This window comes from Metabacillus fastidiosus NBRC 101226, assembly GCF_001591625.1.
GTDB classification, from domain to species: domain Bacteria; phylum Bacillota; class Bacilli; order Bacillales; family Bacillaceae; genus Metabacillus; species Metabacillus fastidiosus.
In genome coordinates this window covers 1-19,023 of sequence record NZ_BCVG01000074.1, presented here as the reverse complement: position 1 = coordinate 19,023, position 19,023 = coordinate 1, and the positions used below count along the sequence as shown (strand labels likewise).

The following is a 19,023-nucleotide window of genomic DNA, read 5'->3' as shown; positions in this document are numbered from 1 at the left end:
TTACTGCCCGTTAAGGCTGGGATAAATAAGATGAATACAGTAATTCCTATAACGAAAAAAAGAGTAAAAAACAACTTTTTTATTGCTTCCTTCATATTAAAATATTCTTAATTTCACGGCGCGGACTAATATGCACTTCTTCGAGAGGATAGCCAAGGCGGAAAATAAATAATCCATTCCAGTCTGAATGACCGACTAATTCCTTTAGCTTATTACGAAAGTGGCGCTTACTGTTAAGCTGGGTTTCCCTGTCTGCCATTTCATTTATTTGATTTAATGGATGCATAGCGAGCCCCTTTGATGTCCCGTGCAGGTGAAGTCTTTGCCAAACGCGTCCGAGCCTTACACGCTGCTGCCTGTCTTCTGCATTTTGAACGGATAACAGACCATATGCTGCCGCTGTTTTTATGTATATTTCTTTCGTTGATTTTAACCAGAAATTATCGCTTTGTTTACGGGATAATGTAGGAAGTATTTTCCCCATTGCTCTTATCCATGAAGACGCACCTTGAGCATCTAGTGTAAGACCGTCTTTTTTCTCCTGTATTTCATCCCAGCTATTGCGAAACCATTTATGGCTGTCTGTACTCATTTCTTCATCTTCAGTAATTGCTTTAGTAGCTGAAAGTATAGCTTCTCCGACTGCCTGTTTCTCAGAATTGGAAGTAAACCATTTAATATTTACATTCTTTTCATCTAGCGACAGTTTTTGAAGTTCTGTTAAAAGATTAGGGGAGATGACTTTAGCTGTATCATATGCTCCACGGTGTGTATGTCTCTTTTTTATTATTTCAAAGAGTGAGGAGATTTTCTTTTCTCCTCGGTCAAGATGAAACCTGGCAACATAAGTATTGTCCTGATTACTAGGGAAATAGTCAATGCGAGGGATATAACCATTTGCTTGTGCTGCAAGGGTAAGATTTTCAAGAGCACAGCCGATTCCAATGAACATTTCTCTTCTTAGCGGATCAATTGTCCCAAGATTACGTTCTTCATCTGCAAATAGATCAATATAAGAATCTGTTATCTTAAATAACCATGGCTGAGTATTATGAGGATTAGAGGCTAAAATAGCATAGTGAACGAGTAAAAGAGGTCCAGCTGCTTCACTTGCAGCTTCTGTGGACCAAGGTTCATAAGCCTCTCCTTTTCCGGTACTAAAGACGCCTTGATCAAATGCACGCCACATAGTTCCTCCCGCTGCTAGGACAAAAATGGCTGCACTTGTTCTTTTTATAAAACTTCTTCTTGAAATTTTCTCGGAAACTTGCATAATAAGCTCTCTCCCTTTAATTATTAATAATATAAGGTTTTATTACTACCATAATAAGCTCAATACCGTGTTCCATTTTCTTTTCATTAATAACTTCCCCTCTAGATTCAAGAAAGGAAATCCAATAATTGCTGATGATCCAGCATGTTGTTAGCAAGGAATCAATATCCTCCGGCTGTTTAATGATCTTTTCGTTAATAAACAGCTGGAATAGTTTCTTCTGCTCATTCATTCGCTCCAGCTGAATTTGCTGATGCCTGTTTTTGAGCTCCTCGTCTAATTTAATAAGTGTAATTAACTCACGTTGAAAAAAACGATATTCCCATTCTAAATGGAGACTTTGTTTAATAATATTTTTAAAATCAATTAAACCCGGCTTCCAATCAGCTGGAGGCAGCCACAGTTTATCCCAATCACAAATCATTTTCTCAAAAATAGCGCGAATAATCTCTTCTTTATTTTCGAAATAGTAATAAAGATTTCCAGGGCTTATGCCGGTACTTTTAGCAATATGATTAGTGGAAATAGAGCTTGTCCCAAATTGATTAAATAGCTGGATGGAGGTATTTATAATTTTATCTTTTGTTTTCATGAAATGTAACAATCCTTATAAATAGAGTAAATGATCTAATTATAAAATTAGAGTATTTACTCTAAAAAGTCAATATTATTATATGAAATTAATAGAATCCTATTTTTCTAAATTCCTTGTCAATTATTTGCTTGGCTTGCATAAGATAGAGTAATCGGCAGAAATAAAAGAGACAGGTGAGGCAATCTATTCATCCACGTTAATGTATGCAATCGGGATGTTTTCAGTGATTAAAAAAATATCGGAGAGGGGGAGTTCATATGTCAAAAGGAAATTCGCGTAACTTTGCCATATCAAATGAAGATTGGTCCCTCCATCGAAAAGGTTATGATGATCAAAAACGCCATCAAGAAAAGGTTCAAGAAGCAATTAAAAATAATCTTCCAGACCTGATTACGGAAGAAAGCATTATTATGTCAAACGGAAAAGATGTAGTGAAAATACCGATTAGATCACTAGATGAGTATAAGATTCGTTATAACTATGATAAAAATAAGCATGTCGGTCAAGGAGACGGTGAAAGTAAAGTAGGAGATGTTGTCGCAAGAGATGGCGGGTCATCAGGAGACCAAGGAGCTGGTAAAGGACAAGGTGCAGGGGACAAAGCAGGAGAAGATTACTATGAAGCAGAAGTTTCAATGATGGAGCTTGAAGAAGCATTATTCCGTGAGCTTGAGTTGCCTAATTTACAGCAAAAAGAACGGGATGAAAATATCGTTGAACACATTGAATTTAATGATATTCGCAGAGTTGGTTTAATGGGAAATATCGATAAAAAGCGGACGATGCTATCTGCTTACAAACGTAATGCAATGAAAGGTGAAGCTAAATTCCATCCGATTTATCCAGAAGATTTAAAGTTTAAAACATGGAATGAAGTTGTAAAACCAGAATCAAAGGCTGTTGTACTTGCGATGATGGATACAAGCGGAAGTATGGGAATTTGGGAAAAATATATGTCACGTAGCTTTTTCTTCTGGATGACGAGATTCCTAAGAACGAAATATGAGACGGTAGAAATTGAATTTATCGCCCATCATACAGAAGCAAAAGTCGTATCAGAAGAAGATTTCTTCTCTAAAGGAGAAAGCGGAGGGACTATATGTTCATCTGTTTACCGTAAAGCACTTGAAATCATTGAAAGTAAATATAATCCGTCAAGGTATAATATTTATCCATTTCATTTTTCAGATGGAGATAATTTAACATCTGATAATGCCCGTTGTGTGAAACTTGTCAGTGAATTAATGAAAGTGTCAAATATGTTCGGCTATGGAGAAGTAAATCAGTATAACAGACATTCTACTCTTATGTCAGCCTATAAAAACATTGATGATATAAAATTCCGGCATTATATTCTTAAACAAAAATCAGATGTTTTCCAAGCAATGAAAAGCTTCTTTCGAAAAGATGAGGAAAATAAATTATATGTATGAAAAACACCTGGAGCAAGGTGTTTTTTCTTGTGAATTTTTCAGAATTAGGGAGTTAGGCACGGGTTAATAGGGGAAGTCCCTATAGAAAATGAAGGAGGTCATCTATAAACTTAGTTTAATAAAAATGGAAGGTGGGGATTCATATGACATGGGAGGAAAAAGTGAATGATGAAGAATTAATCAATATTTACAGAAAAGCAAAAGAAACAAATGTTGATGAAACATTCATTTATCTCGTGTTATCTGAATTAAGAAAAAGAGGAGTTCATTTGACAGATGACTTAGTGGAGGCAGATGATGAAATCACTAAAAACTAAATTACTAAATTAATATTAAGACTGTTTCAAAGGTTAATCTCCTGCGAACGGTCTTTTTAATTTGAATAAATAATAATTAATAAAACTAAATATTGTAATTTTCAGATATTACATATAAAATTGGAAATATACTCATTATTGGATAAAAAGACCTAAATGTGAGGGGGAGAAATGTCTATAATTAATGTCTTAATTGCAGATGATCATAAAATAGTTCGTTCAGGTTTATCTATGTTAATTAGCGAACATCCAAAAATAAATGTTATTGGTACTGCTTCGGATGGGATGGAGGCATATAATAAATGTGCTGAACTCAATCCAGATATTGTACTAATGGACTTAAATATGCCTCCAGGGGATAATGGACTAATTGCAACGAAGAGAATTAAAGAATCATTTCCTAATATGAAAGTATTAATACTTACGATGCATGATGAAAGGGAATATATTTTCCGGGTTTTACATTCAGGAGCATCGGGATATTTATTAAAAAGTGCTGAAGTGAATGACTTAATCAATGCAATTCAGACAGTTAGTCGCGGTGAAGCATATTTGTATCCGAAAGCGACAACTTTTTTAATTGAAGACTATATGAATCGTGCCGCAAAAGATGAAGAAAATGATATGTGCCTACTATCTGCAAGAGAACAAGAAGTGCTTTCTTATCTGGCGAAAGGTTATTCAAATAAAGAAATTAGTGAATTATTGTATGTATCTGTTAAAACGGTTGAAGCCCATAAAGCTAATATTATGCAAAAATTAAAACTGCAAACTAGGCCGGAACTCGTAAAATATGCTTTTAAAAATGGATTGCTTGATTTTGTTTGATGAAAGGAAATGAAGTGTAGATTTAGCTAAAGAGAAGGTAGTTTATGTTATCTATTAAGAGAAGGATTCATTTATTAGTCATTATTATTATTTCTTTTACTATTATTGGAATGTTTTCATTTCATTTCTTTGATTATTGGAATGTCATTGTTGAAAATGAATATAAGAAAACAAAGTCAATCGCAATTTTACTGGATACACAGCTTGAGGGAACGTATGAAGATTTACTGGCGGACACAAGTACGCTGAATAAGAGGGAGAAAGTAAGATTATTAAATAAAAAGCTTCAACCGGTTATAAATAATGTTACAAAGTCATTTCCGGAGTATGGAAGTGGTTATTATTCAAAAAAACTCCAGTCTATTGTCGCTTTTGGGCCTAACTTTGAAGCTGGGGAACTCCTCGATATTCAAGCAAATTCACCCGCAAGGATAGTATATAAAACGAAAAAGAGCTACCAATTTAAAGCATATTCACAGACAAGAAATTCACAAGTTGTTGGAATTTATCATCCAGTTATCCGGCATGGAGAAGTAATTGGGGTTACTTGGGCAAACATAGCATTAACAGATGTATTTGAACTTTTTTGGGTTCAAGTGAAAAAGAGACTTATATTAGTTATTTTCATTCTTTTAATCGCCTATTTCGGTACAATTTACATTACAAGGCAGTACGAAAAAGGATTGAGTATTTTTCGTAATCGTGTACATAAGCTTGATATTTCCGAAGAAGAAAAGAGAGTATTTTCTCCTGAATTAATGGCCGTTTATAATGAAGTAGTGAAAGCAAAGGAAATGGTTGTTGATAATGAACGTAAATATCAGCGTGATATAACAGAGAAGATTCTTCGTGCACAGGAACAAGAGAGGAAGAGATTATCAAGGGAACTTCACGATGGGGTTGGTCAATTGCTTTATAGTATTCTCGTTACATTGAAGCTTGTAGAAAATGCAAAGAAAGAATGTAGAATAGAGGAACAAATCAATGTGATTGAGGGTTTAACGAATAGTTCCATAGAGGAAATCAAAAGAATTGCTTTACATTTAAGGCCAAGCTCTCTCGATGACTTAGGATTAATTTCATCTATTCGTTCATTAGTTGAGCGTTATGAAAATACATTTCAAATAAAAGTAGATTTTAAAATTGTAAACTTTTCAAGAAGATTAGAACCTGAATTAGAAACAACACTTTATAGAATATGCCAAGAAGGATTAACAAATATTGCAAAATATGCAGAAACGAATAAAGCGTTTATTACTATTGAGCTTGCAAAAGATGAAATTCAATTAGAAATTGCCGATAGAGGAAAAGGGTTTAATACAATTGAAGCGGCAAGCGGAGAAAATAACGGATTAGGTTTATATGGAATGAAAGAAAGAACAAAATTATTTAATGGGATTTTCAGAGTCAGGTCAAAGCCAGGAGAAGGGACAGCTATTTCAGTGAGAATTCCTATTTGAATGATGAATTTAATATGCTTTCTTTCTTCTCAATGAATGTAAGCGTTAACAATTGTGTTTAGGGAGAAAAGCAATAATAGTTAGGGAATTCCCTAATATTCTTTTTAAATATCCTCATGACATACTTAAATTAATAATTGTAAATGATGATATGTTGAAGGGGTGGCTTACATGTTAGATGAAAATCAATATTTGGCTAATAAATTAATAAAAAATTTTGAAGAGGATAATAGAAATATTGGAGAGCTCTTATATGAAGTTATTTCACAAAACTTATACAGTATTTCTTTAGGACTTAAAATGGTTAAAAGAAACACGGAGAAGGATAATTTAAATAATTATCTGGAAAGTCTGGAAGATGTGACCTCAGAGACAATCAAACAAGTTTTAGATTTGTCCTTTCATTTATATCCTAAAGTAATAGATGATCTAGGATTGATAGCCGCAATTCAAACATACGTACAAAATTATTCTCCTTGGAAATTAAATGATTATGAGATGAAAGGGAGAGAGAATGAAGAAGGAGCATTAAGTAATGTAATAGATAAAAAGCTTCAGCTCTTTAGAATTGTAAGAGACTGTTTAGAAATAATTGAGCCTCTTACTGAAAAGGATGATTTAAAAATTTCCTATGCTAATTATGGGGGAAGAATGGTTGTACAATTAGTGTTTTATCGGAGAATTAGAGAAGAGGAAATCAAGAATTGGCTCTTTATTCCTCAGAAGAGAACCGAAATGGCAAATGGGAAATTTTTAGTTCATTTGCTTTCTTCTGAAAGTTTAGAAGTGATAATAGAAATTTAGAATACTAAGAATATAAATGTATAAGGAAAAAATAGAAATTCCATAAAGGTTCAGGGAAGAGGTGGAACATTTCTTTTCTGAACCTTTTTAGATTGCAAGGATCAGAATGAATAAAATGTAATTTTAAGGAGTGTGACTGTGATGGAAAGGCGAATGAAAACTCGTTCAATTATTATATTAGCGGCAGGTTTCATTTTCTTTATTAGTACGAGATTTTTTAATGAAACCTTTCATTTATTTTATAATGAAAATAATTTTTTATCATTTCATACATTAATTGAACTCCTCTGTATTTCAATTGCTTTTTCTATTTTTTTGCAAGGATGGATGTTTTTTAATCACACTTTATCAAAACACCGTGTAGCATTAGCACTGCTATTTTTAATTGTAGGAGTTTTGGACATATTGCATTTATTAACTTATAAAGGAATGCCTTATTTTTTTGGAGAGAGCTCTACTCAAAAAGCGACATGGCTGTGGATTATTTCGAGGCTTATTCTATCGTTTAGTCTTGTGATTATTTTCCTTCAAAAAGATGATGAGCTGACAAAAACATTAAGAAATAAACTATTCTTTATCTTTTCTCTATGTACGATTTTAATTACTTTTATTCTTTTTACTGGGTACGATGAATTACCGTTGCTTATTCACTTGGAAAACGGTCCTACTTTATTAAAAATAAGATTAGAGTATATTATTTCTTTCATATTCTTAGCTGGAATTTATCTTGTTACAAGAAATTATTTAAAATCAAAAAATGTATTACTTATTCCGTTAATTTTAGCCTTATGTTTCTCTTTATTTGCTGAACTTATTTTTACTTTATATAAAAATGTATACGATCTTGATAATTTCCTTGGACATATTTTCAAACTGCTAAGTTATTACTTTTTTATGAAAGGTTTATACATAGCGAATATTGAAGAACCGTTTGCTCGGCTTAAAGAAACAAAAAAGATATTAGAGGAAAATGAAAAAAAACTTAATACGATTTTAACTATGATTCCAGTCGGTATTACGATCTCTGATCTATATGGTTCCATTACATATGCAAATAAAGCAGCTGAGAAAATATTGAAAGTTTCTAACGAAGAAATCCTTTCTCGTAATATTACTGACTCCAAATGGAATTTAAAGACAATAGAAGGGGAGGATTTCCCTGAAGAGCAGCAGACATTTAATCAGGTGAAAGAATTAAAGCAGCCCGTTTATGATGTTCCTTGTACATTAAAAAGAGAAGGAGAGAAGGATACGAATTTATCAGTCAATTCTGCACCTGTATTTAGGGAAGGTGAAAATATAGACTATATTGTTAATACCTTGACTGATATTACGGAAAATATTAATGCGCAAAAGAAAATTAATTATCTCGCATATGCAGATAGTTTAACAGGACTTCCAAATCGAAATGCATTCTGGGAAAAAATGAAAGAAATGATGAGGGGAAATCATGCCTCTCTTTTCCTTATTAATCTGAATCGTTTTAAAAATATAAATGATACTTTAGGAACCGAGATAGGAGATTTCATTTTATTATCAGTGGCCAATCGTCTTAAAGAAAATTATGAGCACTTGGGGTTTATTGCGAAAATTGGACCAGATGAGTTTGTACATATGATAAATAGAAAAGTGGATATTGTTGAATATGGCAGAGAGTTATTAATAACATTGGAAGAACCAGTTAAAGGAGAACAGCTTAACTTTCATATTTCTGCAGCAATCGGAATATCAACGATGGACAAAGAGATAAGTGAAGGAGAATTTTTCCAGCAAGCACATGTTGCACTGACGGAAGCCAAAAAATTAGAGCATCAGGTTGCAGTATATGAACCAAGAATGAGCAGCCTCTTATATGAGAAAATTGTGCTCGAAAATGAATTAAGAGAAGCAATTGATAAAAATGAACTATTATTGCACTATCAGCCGCAAGTTAACATATTAACCGGGGAAATAATTGGAGTAGAAGCACTTTTAAGATGGATTCATCCTGAAAAAGGAGTTATTTCACCAGGTAAATTTATTCCTTTAGCGGAGGAAACAGGATTAATCGTTCAGATTGGTAAATGGGTAATTGAAGAAGCTTGTAATCAAATGAAGAAATGGCAGCAAACAGGTTATCCGCCTTTTAAAGTTTCTGTTAATCTTTCCTTAAGACAGTTTTTTCAAAAAGATTTAATTGAAACAGTTGCCAATGCATTAAAGGCCTCCGGGCTTGATGCAAAATATTTGGAGCTTGAAATTACAGAGAGCATGACGATTAATGTTGATCGTGCAATTAAAATATTAAAGCAGCTAAAGGAGCTCGGGGTTACAATTGCTGTGGATGATTTCGGAACGGGATACAGCTCATTAAGCTATTTATATAAATACCCGATTGATTTATTAAAAATAGATCAGTCATTTATTCGGAATATTAATATTGATAAAAATGATGAAGTTATATTAGGAACAATTATTTCTATGGCTAAGCACTTAAATCTGGAACTAATTGCAGAGGGAGTAGAAACGAAAGAACAAGTTCATTTTCTAAGAGATAAGAAATGTGATACGATTCAAGGTTACTTAATTAGTAAGCCAATGAAAAATGAAGATTTTGAAGCCTTTTTGAAGGATAGTTCACATATTATAAACGCATTAAATATTGTATAAATGATTTAGCTCCCATTTTTTATTATAAAGCCAAAATAACCTCCTTCCTGTACTATGCGAAGACATGTTGTTTATAATGATAAGGAATAGTTCGGGAATAAGGGGGTGTAGTTTGATAACTATGAAGAAGACTGTATTAGATAAATTAGAACGACCTCTTCGGGATTTAAGAATATCTGTTACGGATAAATGTAATTTTCGTTGTACATATTGTATGCCGGCAGAAATTTTTGGACCTGATTACCCGTTTTTAAAAAGGAATAATTTATTAAGTTATGAAGAAATTGAACAGATTGTAAAAATATTTATTTCTCATTTAGGTGTGAAAAAAATTCGTTTAACCGGTGGCGAGCCGTTGATGAGAAAAAATCTTCACCATCTAGTAGAAAAGCTGTCTAGTCTAAAGGATGTAGAGGATATTGCGATGACGACAAATGGAATTCTTTTACCAAAGTATGCAAATGATTTAAAAGAAGCAGGGTTAAAGAGGGTAACAATTAGCCTTGATTCATTAAATGATGATACTTTTGGTAAGATGAATGGCAGAGGAATAAAAGTTAAGGCGGTATTAGACGGTGTAGACGCAGCATTAAAAGCTGGTTTAACAGTTAAAATTAATACTGTCATTAAAAAGGGTGTTAATGAATCAGAGATTGTTTCAATCGCAAAATATTTTCGCGAAAGAGGTATAATCGTCCGTTTTATTGAATATATGGATGTCGGTAATTCGAATAATTGGAAGATTACAGATGTTTATACGAAAAAACAAATTATTGAAGATATTCATAATGTGATGCCTTTAGAGGAAATTGCATCAAACTATAGAGGTGAAGTTGCAACAAGGTTCCGCTATATAGGCACAAATAGTGAAATAGGTGTTATCTCTTCGATTACAGATGCGTTTTGTTCAACATGTAATCGTGCCCGCCTGTCAGCAGAGGGAAAGTTATATACATGTCTTTTTTCCTCAGATGGCCATGATATAAAAAAAACGCTTCGAGATGGAAAGACGGATGAAGAGATCAAAAAATTATTGCGAAATATTTGGGGAAAGCGGGATGACCGCTATTCAGAGGAACGAGTATCTAAGCTCCAAAGCCACTCTCAAGTAAGAAAAATTGAAATGTCTCATATCGGTGGATGATTTTTGCTGGTACATCCCAAAAATATATATTTTAAAGGAGCTGGGTTACATGATTAAAAGTTTGCATGATACCACAACTTTACATAATGGTGTAAAGATGCCATGGTTCGGCCTTGGTGTTTATAAAGTGGAAGATGGTCAAGAAGTGATTAACTCTATAAAATCAGCGATTAAAGCAGGATATCGCAGCATTGATACAGCTGCTATTTATAAAAATGAAGAAGGTGTTGGACAAGCGGTAAAAGAGGCGGGGATTCCTCGTGAACAATTATTTATTACATCGAAAGTATGGAACTCTGACCAAGGATATGAGTCAACGATTGCAGCTTTTCATGAAAGCTTAAAAAAACTTGATTTAGATTATTTAGATTTATATCTTATTCACTGGCCTGTGAAAGAGACATATAAAGAAACTTGGAAAGCGATGGAGACTTTATATAAAGAAGGAAAAGTGAAAGCGATCGGGGTAAGTAATTTCCATATACATCATTTAGAAGATTTAATGGAAGAAGCAGAAATTATCCCGATGGTAAACCAAGTTGAATACCATCCAAGATTGACTCAAAAAGAATTACTCTCATTTTGTCAAAATAATAACATTCAGCTTGAAGCATGGTCACCGCTGGCACGCGGCAGATTTTTCGATGATCCGATTCTCATAGAGTTGTCTCAAAAATATGAGAAAACAGCTGCTCAAATTATTTTGCGTTGGGATTTACAAACAGGAGTAGTAACGATCCCTAAATCTGTTCATGAGCATCGAATTATTGAAAATGCAAATATCTTTGATTTCGAACTATCAAATGAAGATATAGCAAAAATTGATTCATTAAATCAGAATGAAAGAGTTGGTTCAGACCCGGATAATTTTCACTTTGATTTCTAGGAGCAGATAAATGAGAAGTCTGTCTATTGTATTTATGGCGGCTGGAATTTTCATTGTTGGATTCGCTTGTTTTAAAATCTTTGATTCACAAATGCAAACTTCTGAATCTCTTGAGAAAGCAAAAGAAATGATTGAGACATCTTCTAACGCAAATATTCATATGGAGAAAGTACAGAAGTTTGAGCTATCAGCAGGAGAAGCTGTTGGTATTTTAGAAATACCGAGACTTGAAGCTAAGCTTCCAATTGTGGAAGGAACAGATAATGAAAGTCTTGAAAAAGGTGTTGGGCATTATACAGGCAGCTATTATCCTGGAGAAAATGGCCAAATTGTTCTATCAGGACATAGAGACACTGTTTTCAGGGGTGCCGGAAAGCTAAAAAATGGGGATGAACTAATTCTTCAGCTCCCATACGGTAAGTTCTTCTATGAAATCATTGATACTGAAATTGTCGATAAGGACGATAGGAGTATTATTACATTGCAAAATGATGAGGAAGAATTAATTTTAACGACATGTTATCCCTTTACTTATGTCGGGAATGCACCAGAACGTTATATTATATATGCAAAAAAGTCAGTACTATAGACCTCATGAACTGTTAAAGTTTCTGAGGTCTATATTTTTAAATTATATATTTAGCCAATTCATGTCAGGAGGAAGCGGTGCAATGACCTCGATTTTTTCTTTTGTTAAAGGATGAATTAAACGTATTTTTCTTGCGTGAAGTGCCTGGCGTTTCATTTTATTTATTTTTCCTCCATATAATTCATCACCGATAATTGGATGTCCCAAATGACTTAGATGGACACGAATTTGATGGGTTCTTCCAGTATCGAGATGAAGGGATAGAACCGATATATTGTTCTTGTTATCGTAATAATCAACGTTGTAGTTTGTTATTGCTTTTTGACCCTTTGGAGATACTCTTCGTCTTGTTGGATGGTGACGGTCACGTCCAATTGCTAAGTCGATTTTTCCAATTTTTTGTTTTACTTTTCCTTGTACAGCAGCTAAGTATGTTCGTTTAATAATACGGTTTTCAAGGTCTTTATGTAAAATTGCCTGTGCTAAAGCATGCTTAGCAAAAATAATTGCCCCTGACGTTCCGTAATCCAGTCTGTGGATATGATTAATTGTTGTTTGTATCCCATGCTGCTTATAGTAATTTGCTAGTCCGTTTGCCAATGTGTCCTTGTCAGAAGGATCATTTGGATGTGTATTCATATTCGCCTGTTTATTCAAAATAATGAGATGATCATCCTCATATAAAACAGCTATGTCTTGTTCTGTTGGAGTAACATTAAATGGTTCTGTTTTGAATACATGGAGTGATAAGTGATCACCACTGCATACTTTATGATTAACATCAGCCAAAGTATCATTTCTTTTAATACTATTTGTTTCTCTCCATTGTCCAATAAGTGCCTTTGAAGCACCAATTTCTTCTGAGAGGATAGAAAAAACGGTTCGATCTTTCCATTCTTCCTTTATTATAAATTCCAGCCATTCACCGATTTTTTTCATATTGAAAACCTGCCTATACATGAGATTAATATTATAAACCAGTATACAGAACGTTAAATGGATGGACAATGTAGAAACGGAAACACTTACCGTACCAATGTGTAAATAGACTATGGTATTCTTACAAGAGAAGCGTGATGAGGGGGATTGTTTTGAAAGTTATTGTTGCATCTACACAGGAACAAGAAAAATACATTACAGAGCTAGTTGATGAATTTTATACCTCCATTTCTCCAATCTACTTTTCAGATGATCAAATTGCTGATTTTAAGAAAATGAATATTTTAAAACCGAATGTTGAAGATCAAATATATAATGAAACATTAAAAGATGCTTTTAAGATTATTTCAAGTTTACAAGTACTTAACACAGTATTAAAAAATATTACTAATCATAATGAAATAAAGTATGAAGATATGTTTAATAAAAGTTCAAAAACTTTAAATGAATACGGTTATTTTTTTCCCCTTTCTTTGGAACAATTTTTAAAAGCTGAAAAATGTGATCATTATCTTAGTCAGTATGTTAAATCAACAAATGATTGGATGATATAAAAAAACGGTCTGATAGGTAATAATCAGACCGTTTGTTTTTTTATTCTTTCTTCCATTTTACAAGCAGGCTTTTAAAAGTTCCTTCGTCTTGGTAACCGACGATGCGCTCCGCTTCTTCACCGTCTTTAAAATGAATAAGTGTCGGTGTGCTTGTGATATTATAATCTGTCCGTCCTTCTGTAAACTCCATTAAATTAAACTGATCGATATGAACACCCGCCTCTTTTGCAACAGGCATAAGAACCGGTGTAGTTTCCATGCAATATGGGCAGTCAGGGCTGTAGAAATAGACGATAAAGTCTTCTTTGTTTTCCAGTTTTTTCTCTACTTCTTCAGGTAAAATAATGTTTTGATAATTAGGATCATCAAGCTGTTTAATAGTTAAAGAGTTCAGCTGATCTTTTCCATAAGGATTACCTTCTGTTTGCTGTTTTTGTGAATATAAAGTTACGAATGCCAAAGCACCGAATAGAACTATAAGGATAGCTCCGAAAATAATGACTTTTTTCAAATGATTAACCTTCTTTCAAGAGTTTTAAAGTAATGAAGCTGATAATGAAAATAATACTAAAAGCAGTGAGTGCTAAAAAAGGAATTGTAATAAAACCAAGCCAGTTTATATATTGGCCGGTACATGATACAGCTCCGCATGAAATAGCGCTTTGAGTAAGGAACGGGATTTTTTGAATACCGTAATGATAAAGCGAGATAAGTCCCCCGACTGCTGATAAAACAGAAGAGTAGGAAGCAATTTTATAATCCTTTTTAAAAATAGCCAATCCTAATATGATGACTAATGGATACATAAAAATTCTTTGATACCAGCATAGCTCACATGGTATGTATTTTAAAATTTCTGAGAAAAATAAACTGCCTAATGTAGCGATAAAAGAAGCAGTCCAAGCGATGAAAAGTAAATTTTCTATCTTTTTCCTTGCGTGATCTGGCATATTTTCACATCCGATTTTCTTATAAATTTCTTTGTTTAGTTAGCAATAAACAAGGGTAAATACTTTAACGATGGAGTTTCATTTAAATTATATAATTCGCCTGTTTATATGTAAATTTAAAGTGAAGAACGACATGAAATATTCACATTTCCAAGTAAGAAAATGTTTCTAATTATATTGTTGCACATTTTAGATCATATTATTTTCTGAAAGGAGTGGATATGTTTGAATTCAATTAAAGAGCATATGTCAACAAATATTGCGACAGTCTCTTCTAACCAAACGATTCAGGAAGCGGCTATGTTAATGCATGAATATAATGTGGGGTCTATTCCGGTTGTCGATAACGGACAATTGAAAGGAATTATAACTGATCGAGATATTACAACGCGTTCAACTGCACAGGGCCATACAAATGATACACCGGTATCTCAAATAATGTCTGCAAACATCGTTTCAGGAAATACGTTAATGAGTACGGAAGAAGCATGTGAGCTTATGGCAGCAAATCAAATTAGACGTCTTCCTATTGTAGAAAATAATGAATTGATTGGAATTGTGGCTTTAGGTGATCTTGCAACGAATCATTTATCAGACGAGGCTGCTGGACAAGCGCTATCTAATATTTCTGAACCGACAAACACAATTTAATTTTCATAAAAGGGCGACTTCTGTCAGCCCTTTTATTCTTCTTTTTTACATTTTTTATGTTATATTTGGTTAAAGATTCTTATATTCTTTACTAGAAAACGGGGTGTACCATATGTCAGAAAAGCTTGATTTATCAAAGTTTGAGAAGAAAATGGTTATTCGTCAAATCGAAGAGAGAGATATAGATGATATTATTCAGCTTCAAGCACAATGTTTTCCTAATATGATACCTTGGAAAAAAAGCCAATTAGAAAGTCATTTAGATCATTTTTCGGAAGGACAATTTTGTGCTGAGTTTGAAGGAGAAATTATTGGTTCATGCTCAAGTCTGCTTATTAACTTTGATGAGTATGATGATAGGCACACTTGGGATGACATAACTGATAATGGATACATAACGAATCATAATCCGGCAGGATATAATTTATATGGTATTGAAGTGATGGTTCATCCTAAATTCAGACGGATGAAAATTGGGCATAGATTGTATGAAGCGAGAAAAGATTTAGCAAGACGTTTAAATTTAAAAAGTATTATAATCGGAGGCCGTATTCCGAATTATCATAAATTTTCAGAAGAAATGTCGCCGCGTGATTATGTAAATGAAGTGATGCTTCATAATATTTATGATCCTGTGCTTTCTTTTCAGCTTTTAAATGGCTTTACATTGATGAGAATAAATCCAGATTATTTACCCGATGACAAAGCATCAAAAAAATATGCCACATTAATGGAATGGAATAATATTGACTATCAGCCAAATACGAAGATGTATTTCAAAACATCTTTCCCGGTACGTATTTGTGTTGTGCAATATATGATGAAACAAATTAATTCATTTGAAGAATTTGCAAAGCAATGTGAGTATTACACAGATGTTGCCTCAGATGCGGGCTCTGACTTTGCGGTTTTTCCTGAAATTTTTACGACACAGTTAATGTCCTTTTTAGAGGAGAAAGTACCGAGTCAAGCAATCCAAAAGTTAACGGAGTATACGGAAGACTATATCGAGCTTTTTACTGATCTTGCTGTAAAATACAATATTAATATTATCGGCGGCTCACATGTTGTTGCCGAGGAAGGTAGAATTTATAATATTGCCTATTTATTCAGAAGAGATGGAACAATTGAAAAGCAGTATAAAATTCATATTACACCGAATGAAAGAAAATGGTGGGGTGTAAGTGCTGGGGATACTGTAAAAGTATTTGATACAGACTGTGGCAAAATTGCGATTCAGATCTGTTATGATATTGAATTTCCTGAACTTGCCCGCATTGCGACAGATGCTGGGGCGAAAATTATTTTTACGCCTTTTTGTACAGAAGACCGCCAAGGATATTTAAGAGTCCGTTACTGTGCGCAAGCTCGTGCAGTGGAGAATCAGATATACACAGTTATAGCTGGAACGGTCGGGAATTTGCCACAGACGGAGAATATGGATGTTCAATACGGACAGTCAGCTATTTTTGCCCCATCTGATTTTGAGTTTGCGAGAGACGGTATTGTTGGCCAGTGTAATCCAAATATAGAGATGGTTATCATTGGTGATGTTGATTTAGAAATTTTAAGAAGACAAAGACAATCTGGAACTGTAAGGCAGTTAAAAGATCGGCGTAAAGATTTATACTCGATTCATTATAAAAATAAATGAGCAGCTAGCTTTGTAATTTTTAATAAAATTTAATTGAATTTTCACTTTTCTTGTAAGAATATGACGAAATTCAATTATGTGGGAAGTCTGGATTTTATGGTAAAATTGTAAATGTTATTATTAATTGATCATATCATATCGTATTGCAGGAGGTAAAAATGGGCTGGGAAAAGAGCTATCAAAGATGGATAATTAAACAAGATCTTGATCGAGAGTTATCGGACCTACTAACAGCAATTGAAGGAAATGAGAAAGCTTTAGAAGATTGCTTTTATAAGGAATTGGAGTTTGGAACTGGGGGTATGAGGGGAGAAATAGGCCCAGGAACAAACCGTATGAATATTTATACGATAAGAAAAGCATCTGAAGGCTTAGCGAAATACATAAAATCATTCGGTGAAGAAGCAAAAAAACGAGGCGTAGCGATCGCTTACGATTCACGCCATAAATCACCTGAATTTGCGATGGAAGCTGCAAAAACGTTAGCAACACACGGAATTCAAACGTATGTTTTTGATGAGCTTCGCCCAACACCTGAACTATCATTTGCGGTACGCTATTTAAATGCTTTTTCAGGAATTGTTGTAACAGCTAGCCATAATCCGCCTGAATATAATGGTTATAAAGTATATGGAGAAGACGGCGGCCAGCTTCCTCCAGCTGCAGCAGATGAAGTTATTGCTTATGTAAATGAAGTGGAAGATGAGCTTGAAATTCAAGTAAGTGAAGAGAATACATTAAAAGCAAAAGGATTAATAAAAATAATTGGTGAAGAAATTGATCAGGCTTATACTGAAAAATTAACAACAATTTCTGTTAATCCTAACCTTTCAAATGAAGTAGATGTAAATATTGTGTTTACGCCTCTTCACGGCACAGCAAATAAGCCTGTTCGCCGTGGACTGGAAGCTTTAGGTTATAAAAACGTTACAGTTGTTAAAGAACAGGAGCTTCCTGATCCGGATTTTTCTACAGTTAAATCACCAAATCCGGAGGAGCATGAGGCATTTACACTTGCGATCCGTGACGGTGAAAGAACAGGTGCAGATTTACTAATCGCGACAGATCCCGATGCTGATCGTTTAGGTATCGCTGTGAAAAATAATGAAGGTCAATATATTGTTCTTACAGGTAATCAGACTGGAGCTATTTTACTTCATTATTTATTATCAGAGAAGAAAGCAAAAAGCGTTTTACCTGAGAATGGTGTCGTTTTAAAAACAATCGTAACGTCTGAAATTGGACGGGCTGTTGCCGAGTCATTTGGATTAGAAACAATTGATACATTAACTGGATTTAAATTTATCGGTGAAAAAATTAGAGAATACGAAACGACTGGGCAATATGAATTCCAGTTTGGCTATGAAGAAAGCTACGGTTATTTAATCGGTGATTTTGCTCGTGATAAAGATGCTGTTCAAGCTGCATTATTAGCTGTTGAAGTATGTGCTTATTATAAGCAAAAAGGCCTTACATTATATGAGGGACTGCTTGAAATTTTTGAACAGTATGGTTTTTATAAAGAAGGCCTGCAATCTTTAACATTGAAAGGGAAAGAGGGAGCCGAACAAATCGGAAGAATATTACAATCTTTCCGGACAAATCCGCCAGAAGAAATGGCAGATAAAAAAATCATTTCTCTTGAAGATTATAAAACGCAGCAAAAAACAGATTTAACGACTGGAAACTTTGAAGCAATAGCACTTCCAAGTTCAAACGTGTTGAAATATATACTTGAAGACGGCTCATGGTTCTGCTTAAGACCTTCAGGTACAGAGCCAAAAGTGAAATTCTATTTTGGTGTTAAAGGCACTACACTTGTTGAAAGTGAAGAAAATTTAAGAAAGCTGGAAGCTGGAGTAATGGAGAGAGTACATGAAATTATTGCAGCATTAGAGACTGGAAAAGCATAAAGCTTTTCCAGTTTTTTATATATACTGAATATATTCTTCTTCTTCGGGATGTACTGCATGATCGATATATCTGAGCAGTGAGTAAAGTTGTCTCTCCACTTCACTATAATCTTGTTCAAAATTATAAGCGTGAAGGAAATGTTCGATTTTCTTTGAAAGAAAGTCATCTTTTGTTCGAACCATAAGGATTAATAAATTATCCCATTGTGAGCGATGTGTATAATACAACGCTTTATCATAGTCAACTGAATTCATGAGAAATTCCTCCCTCTTAAGGAGATATGCTTAGTGTACACTATTTGTGCACTTTTTTTCTGTGTAAAACTTGGGCATACAGTAAATTGAAGCTGGAAATCATTTTGTCTTATAAAGTGAAACTTCCAT

General features: G+C 33.8%; 19 protein-coding genes. 13 read left to right on the top strand and 6 right to left on the bottom strand.

Annotated elements, in window-relative coordinates:
- Positions 1-91: 91 nt before the first annotated feature.
- Both BFA01S_RS15590 and BFA01S_RS15585 read right to left on the bottom strand, forming a co-directional pair.
- Positions 92-1,273, bottom strand: coding sequence for an Acg family FMN-binding oxidoreductase (locus tag BFA01S_RS15590; RefSeq protein ID WP_066232586.1), 1,182 nt, complete (start codon positions 1,271-1,273; stop codon positions 92-94).
- 16 nt (positions 1,274-1,289) lie between these two features.
- On the bottom strand, positions 1,290-1,865 hold the full coding sequence (locus BFA01S_RS15585) for a TetR/AcrR family transcriptional regulator (protein WP_066232582.1): 576 nt from the start codon (positions 1,863-1,865) through the stop codon (positions 1,290-1,292).
- Positions 1,866-2,125: 260 nt separating this feature from the next.
- Here BFA01S_RS15585 and yhbH point away from each other — a divergent pair, with 260 nt between their 5' ends.
- The 9 genes from yhbH (at position 2,126) to BFA01S_RS15545 (ending at position 11,978) form a co-directional block, all read left to right on the top strand.
- Complete coding sequence (gene yhbH, locus BFA01S_RS15580) at positions 2,126-3,301, top strand: sporulation protein YhbH (RefSeq protein ID WP_066232579.1); 1,176 nt, start codon at positions 2,126-2,128, stop codon at positions 3,299-3,301.
- 143 nt (positions 3,302-3,444) lie between these two features.
- On the top strand, positions 3,445-3,618 hold the full coding sequence (gene sda / locus BFA01S_RS22030; RefSeq protein WP_082800023.1) for a sporulation histidine kinase inhibitor Sda: 174 nt from the start codon (positions 3,445-3,447) through the stop codon (positions 3,616-3,618).
- Between the two features lie 171 nt (positions 3,619-3,789).
- Positions 3,790-4,446, top strand: a complete 657-nt coding sequence (locus BFA01S_RS15575; protein ID WP_066232577.1) for a response regulator — start codon at positions 3,790-3,792, stop codon at positions 4,444-4,446.
- Positions 4,447-4,490: 44 nt separating this feature from the next.
- Complete coding sequence (locus BFA01S_RS15570) at positions 4,491-5,906, top strand: sensor histidine kinase (RefSeq protein WP_066232573.1); 1,416 nt, start codon at positions 4,491-4,493, stop codon at positions 5,904-5,906.
- 171 nt (positions 5,907-6,077) lie between these two features.
- Entirely contained in the window at positions 6,078-6,710 is a 633-nt protein-coding gene (locus BFA01S_RS15565) for a hypothetical protein (protein ID WP_066232569.1), read from the top strand.
- A gap of 141 nt (positions 6,711-6,851) precedes the next feature.
- The gene (locus BFA01S_RS15560) at positions 6,852-9,359 is read left to right on the top strand and encodes an EAL domain-containing protein (RefSeq protein ID WP_066232566.1); all 2,508 of its coding nucleotides are present in this window, start codon (positions 6,852-6,854) and stop codon (positions 9,357-9,359) included.
- Positions 9,360-9,471: 112 nt separating this feature from the next.
- Positions 9,472-10,503, top strand: coding sequence for a GTP 3',8-cyclase MoaA (gene moaA / locus BFA01S_RS15555; RefSeq protein ID WP_066232564.1), 1,032 nt, complete (start codon positions 9,472-9,474; stop codon positions 10,501-10,503).
- A gap of 49 nt (positions 10,504-10,552) precedes the next feature.
- Complete coding sequence (locus BFA01S_RS15550) at positions 10,553-11,389, top strand: aldo/keto reductase (protein WP_066232563.1); 837 nt, start codon at positions 10,553-10,555, stop codon at positions 11,387-11,389.
- Positions 11,390-11,399: 10 nt separating this feature from the next.
- Complete coding sequence (locus BFA01S_RS15545; RefSeq protein WP_066232559.1) at positions 11,400-11,978, top strand: class D sortase; 579 nt, start codon at positions 11,400-11,402, stop codon at positions 11,976-11,978.
- 42 nt (positions 11,979-12,020) lie between these two features.
- Here BFA01S_RS15545 and BFA01S_RS15540 read toward each other — a convergent pair whose 3' ends face one another.
- Positions 12,021-12,917 (bottom strand): RluA family pseudouridine synthase, encoded by an 897-nt coding sequence (locus BFA01S_RS15540; protein ID WP_066232556.1) that lies wholly within the window; start codon positions 12,915-12,917, stop codon positions 12,021-12,023.
- Positions 12,918-13,069: 152 nt separating this feature from the next.
- Here BFA01S_RS15540 and BFA01S_RS15535 point away from each other — a divergent pair, with 152 nt between their 5' ends.
- A complete protein-coding gene (locus tag BFA01S_RS15535) occupies positions 13,070-13,471 on the top strand; it encodes a DUF5365 family protein (protein WP_066232553.1) in 402 nt (133 codons plus the stop codon).
- Positions 13,472-13,511: 40 nt separating this feature from the next.
- On the opposite strand, the gene BFA01S_RS15530 is transcribed toward BFA01S_RS15535, so the two are convergent.
- Positions 13,512-13,982, bottom strand: a complete 471-nt coding sequence (locus tag BFA01S_RS15530) for a thioredoxin family protein (RefSeq protein WP_066232551.1) — start codon at positions 13,980-13,982, stop codon at positions 13,512-13,514.
- Between the two features lie 4 nt (positions 13,983-13,986).
- Entirely contained in the window at positions 13,987-14,421 is a 435-nt protein-coding gene (locus tag BFA01S_RS15525) for a disulfide oxidoreductase (RefSeq protein ID WP_066232548.1), read from the bottom strand.
- 225 nt (positions 14,422-14,646) lie between these two features.
- Here BFA01S_RS15525 and BFA01S_RS15520 point away from each other — a divergent pair, with 225 nt between their 5' ends.
- The 3 genes from BFA01S_RS15520 to BFA01S_RS15510 all read left to right on the top strand — a co-directional run bounded on the left by BFA01S_RS15520 (position 14,647) and on the right by BFA01S_RS15510 (position 18,639).
- Positions 14,647-15,072, top strand: coding sequence for a CBS domain-containing protein (locus BFA01S_RS15520; protein ID WP_066232546.1), 426 nt, complete (start codon positions 14,647-14,649; stop codon positions 15,070-15,072).
- Between the two features lie 112 nt (positions 15,073-15,184).
- A complete protein-coding gene (locus BFA01S_RS15515) occupies positions 15,185-16,726 on the top strand; it encodes a bifunctional GNAT family N-acetyltransferase/carbon-nitrogen hydrolase family protein (protein WP_066232543.1) in 1,542 nt (513 codons plus the stop codon).
- Between the two features lie 158 nt (positions 16,727-16,884).
- The gene (locus BFA01S_RS15510; RefSeq protein ID WP_066232540.1) at positions 16,885-18,639 is read left to right on the top strand and encodes a phospho-sugar mutase; all 1,755 of its coding nucleotides are present in this window, start codon (positions 16,885-16,887) and stop codon (positions 18,637-18,639) included.
- A 15-nt stretch (positions 18,640-18,654) separates the two neighbouring features.
- On the opposite strand, the gene BFA01S_RS15505 is transcribed toward BFA01S_RS15510, so the two are convergent.
- Positions 18,655-18,894, bottom strand: a complete 240-nt coding sequence (locus tag BFA01S_RS15505) for a YhdB family protein (protein ID WP_066232537.1) — start codon at positions 18,892-18,894, stop codon at positions 18,655-18,657.
- Positions 18,895-19,023 lie beyond the last annotated feature (129 nt).

What these genes read in the sequence shown, in the direction of transcription:
- BFA01S_RS15570 (WP_066232573.1), top strand. Translation starts at nt 4,491, where the DNA reads ATGTTATCTATTAAGAGAAGGATTCATTTATTAGTCATTATTATTATT.
- BFA01S_RS15590 (WP_066232586.1), bottom strand. Translation starts at nt 1,273, where the DNA reads ATGCAAGTTTCCGAGAAAATTTCAAGAAGAAGTTTTATAAAAAGAACA.
- BFA01S_RS15565 (WP_066232569.1), top strand. Translation starts at nt 6,078, where the DNA reads ATGTTAGATGAAAATCAATATTTGGCTAATAAATTAATAAAAAATTTT.
- BFA01S_RS15545 (WP_066232559.1), top strand. Translation starts at nt 11,400, where the DNA reads ATGAGAAGTCTGTCTATTGTATTTATGGCGGCTGGAATTTTCATTGTT.
- BFA01S_RS15575 (WP_066232577.1), top strand. Translation starts at nt 3,790, where the DNA reads ATGTCTATAATTAATGTCTTAATTGCAGATGATCATAAAATAGTTCGT.
- BFA01S_RS15525 (WP_066232548.1), bottom strand. Translation starts at nt 14,421, where the DNA reads ATGCCAGATCACGCAAGGAAAAAGATAGAAAATTTACTTTTCATCGCT.
- BFA01S_RS15515 (WP_066232543.1), top strand. Translation starts at nt 15,185, where the DNA reads ATGTCAGAAAAGCTTGATTTATCAAAGTTTGAGAAGAAAATGGTTATT.
- sda (WP_082800023.1), top strand. Translation starts at nt 3,445, where the DNA reads ATGACATGGGAGGAAAAAGTGAATGATGAAGAATTAATCAATATTTAC.
- BFA01S_RS15540 (WP_066232556.1), bottom strand. Translation starts at nt 12,917, where the DNA reads ATGAAAAAAATCGGTGAATGGCTGGAATTTATAATAAAGGAAGAATGG.
- BFA01S_RS15550 (WP_066232563.1), top strand. Translation starts at nt 10,553, where the DNA reads ATGATTAAAAGTTTGCATGATACCACAACTTTACATAATGGTGTAAAG.
- BFA01S_RS15510 (WP_066232540.1), top strand. Translation starts at nt 16,885, where the DNA reads ATGGGCTGGGAAAAGAGCTATCAAAGATGGATAATTAAACAAGATCTT.
- yhbH (WP_066232579.1), top strand. Translation starts at nt 2,126, where the DNA reads ATGTCAAAAGGAAATTCGCGTAACTTTGCCATATCAAATGAAGATTGG.
- BFA01S_RS15505 (WP_066232537.1), bottom strand. Translation starts at nt 18,894, where the DNA reads ATGAATTCAGTTGACTATGATAAAGCGTTGTATTATACACATCGCTCA.
- BFA01S_RS15585 (WP_066232582.1), bottom strand. Translation starts at nt 1,865, where the DNA reads ATGAAAACAAAAGATAAAATTATAAATACCTCCATCCAGCTATTTAAT.
- BFA01S_RS15560 (WP_066232566.1), top strand. Translation starts at nt 6,852, where the DNA reads ATGGAAAGGCGAATGAAAACTCGTTCAATTATTATATTAGCGGCAGGT.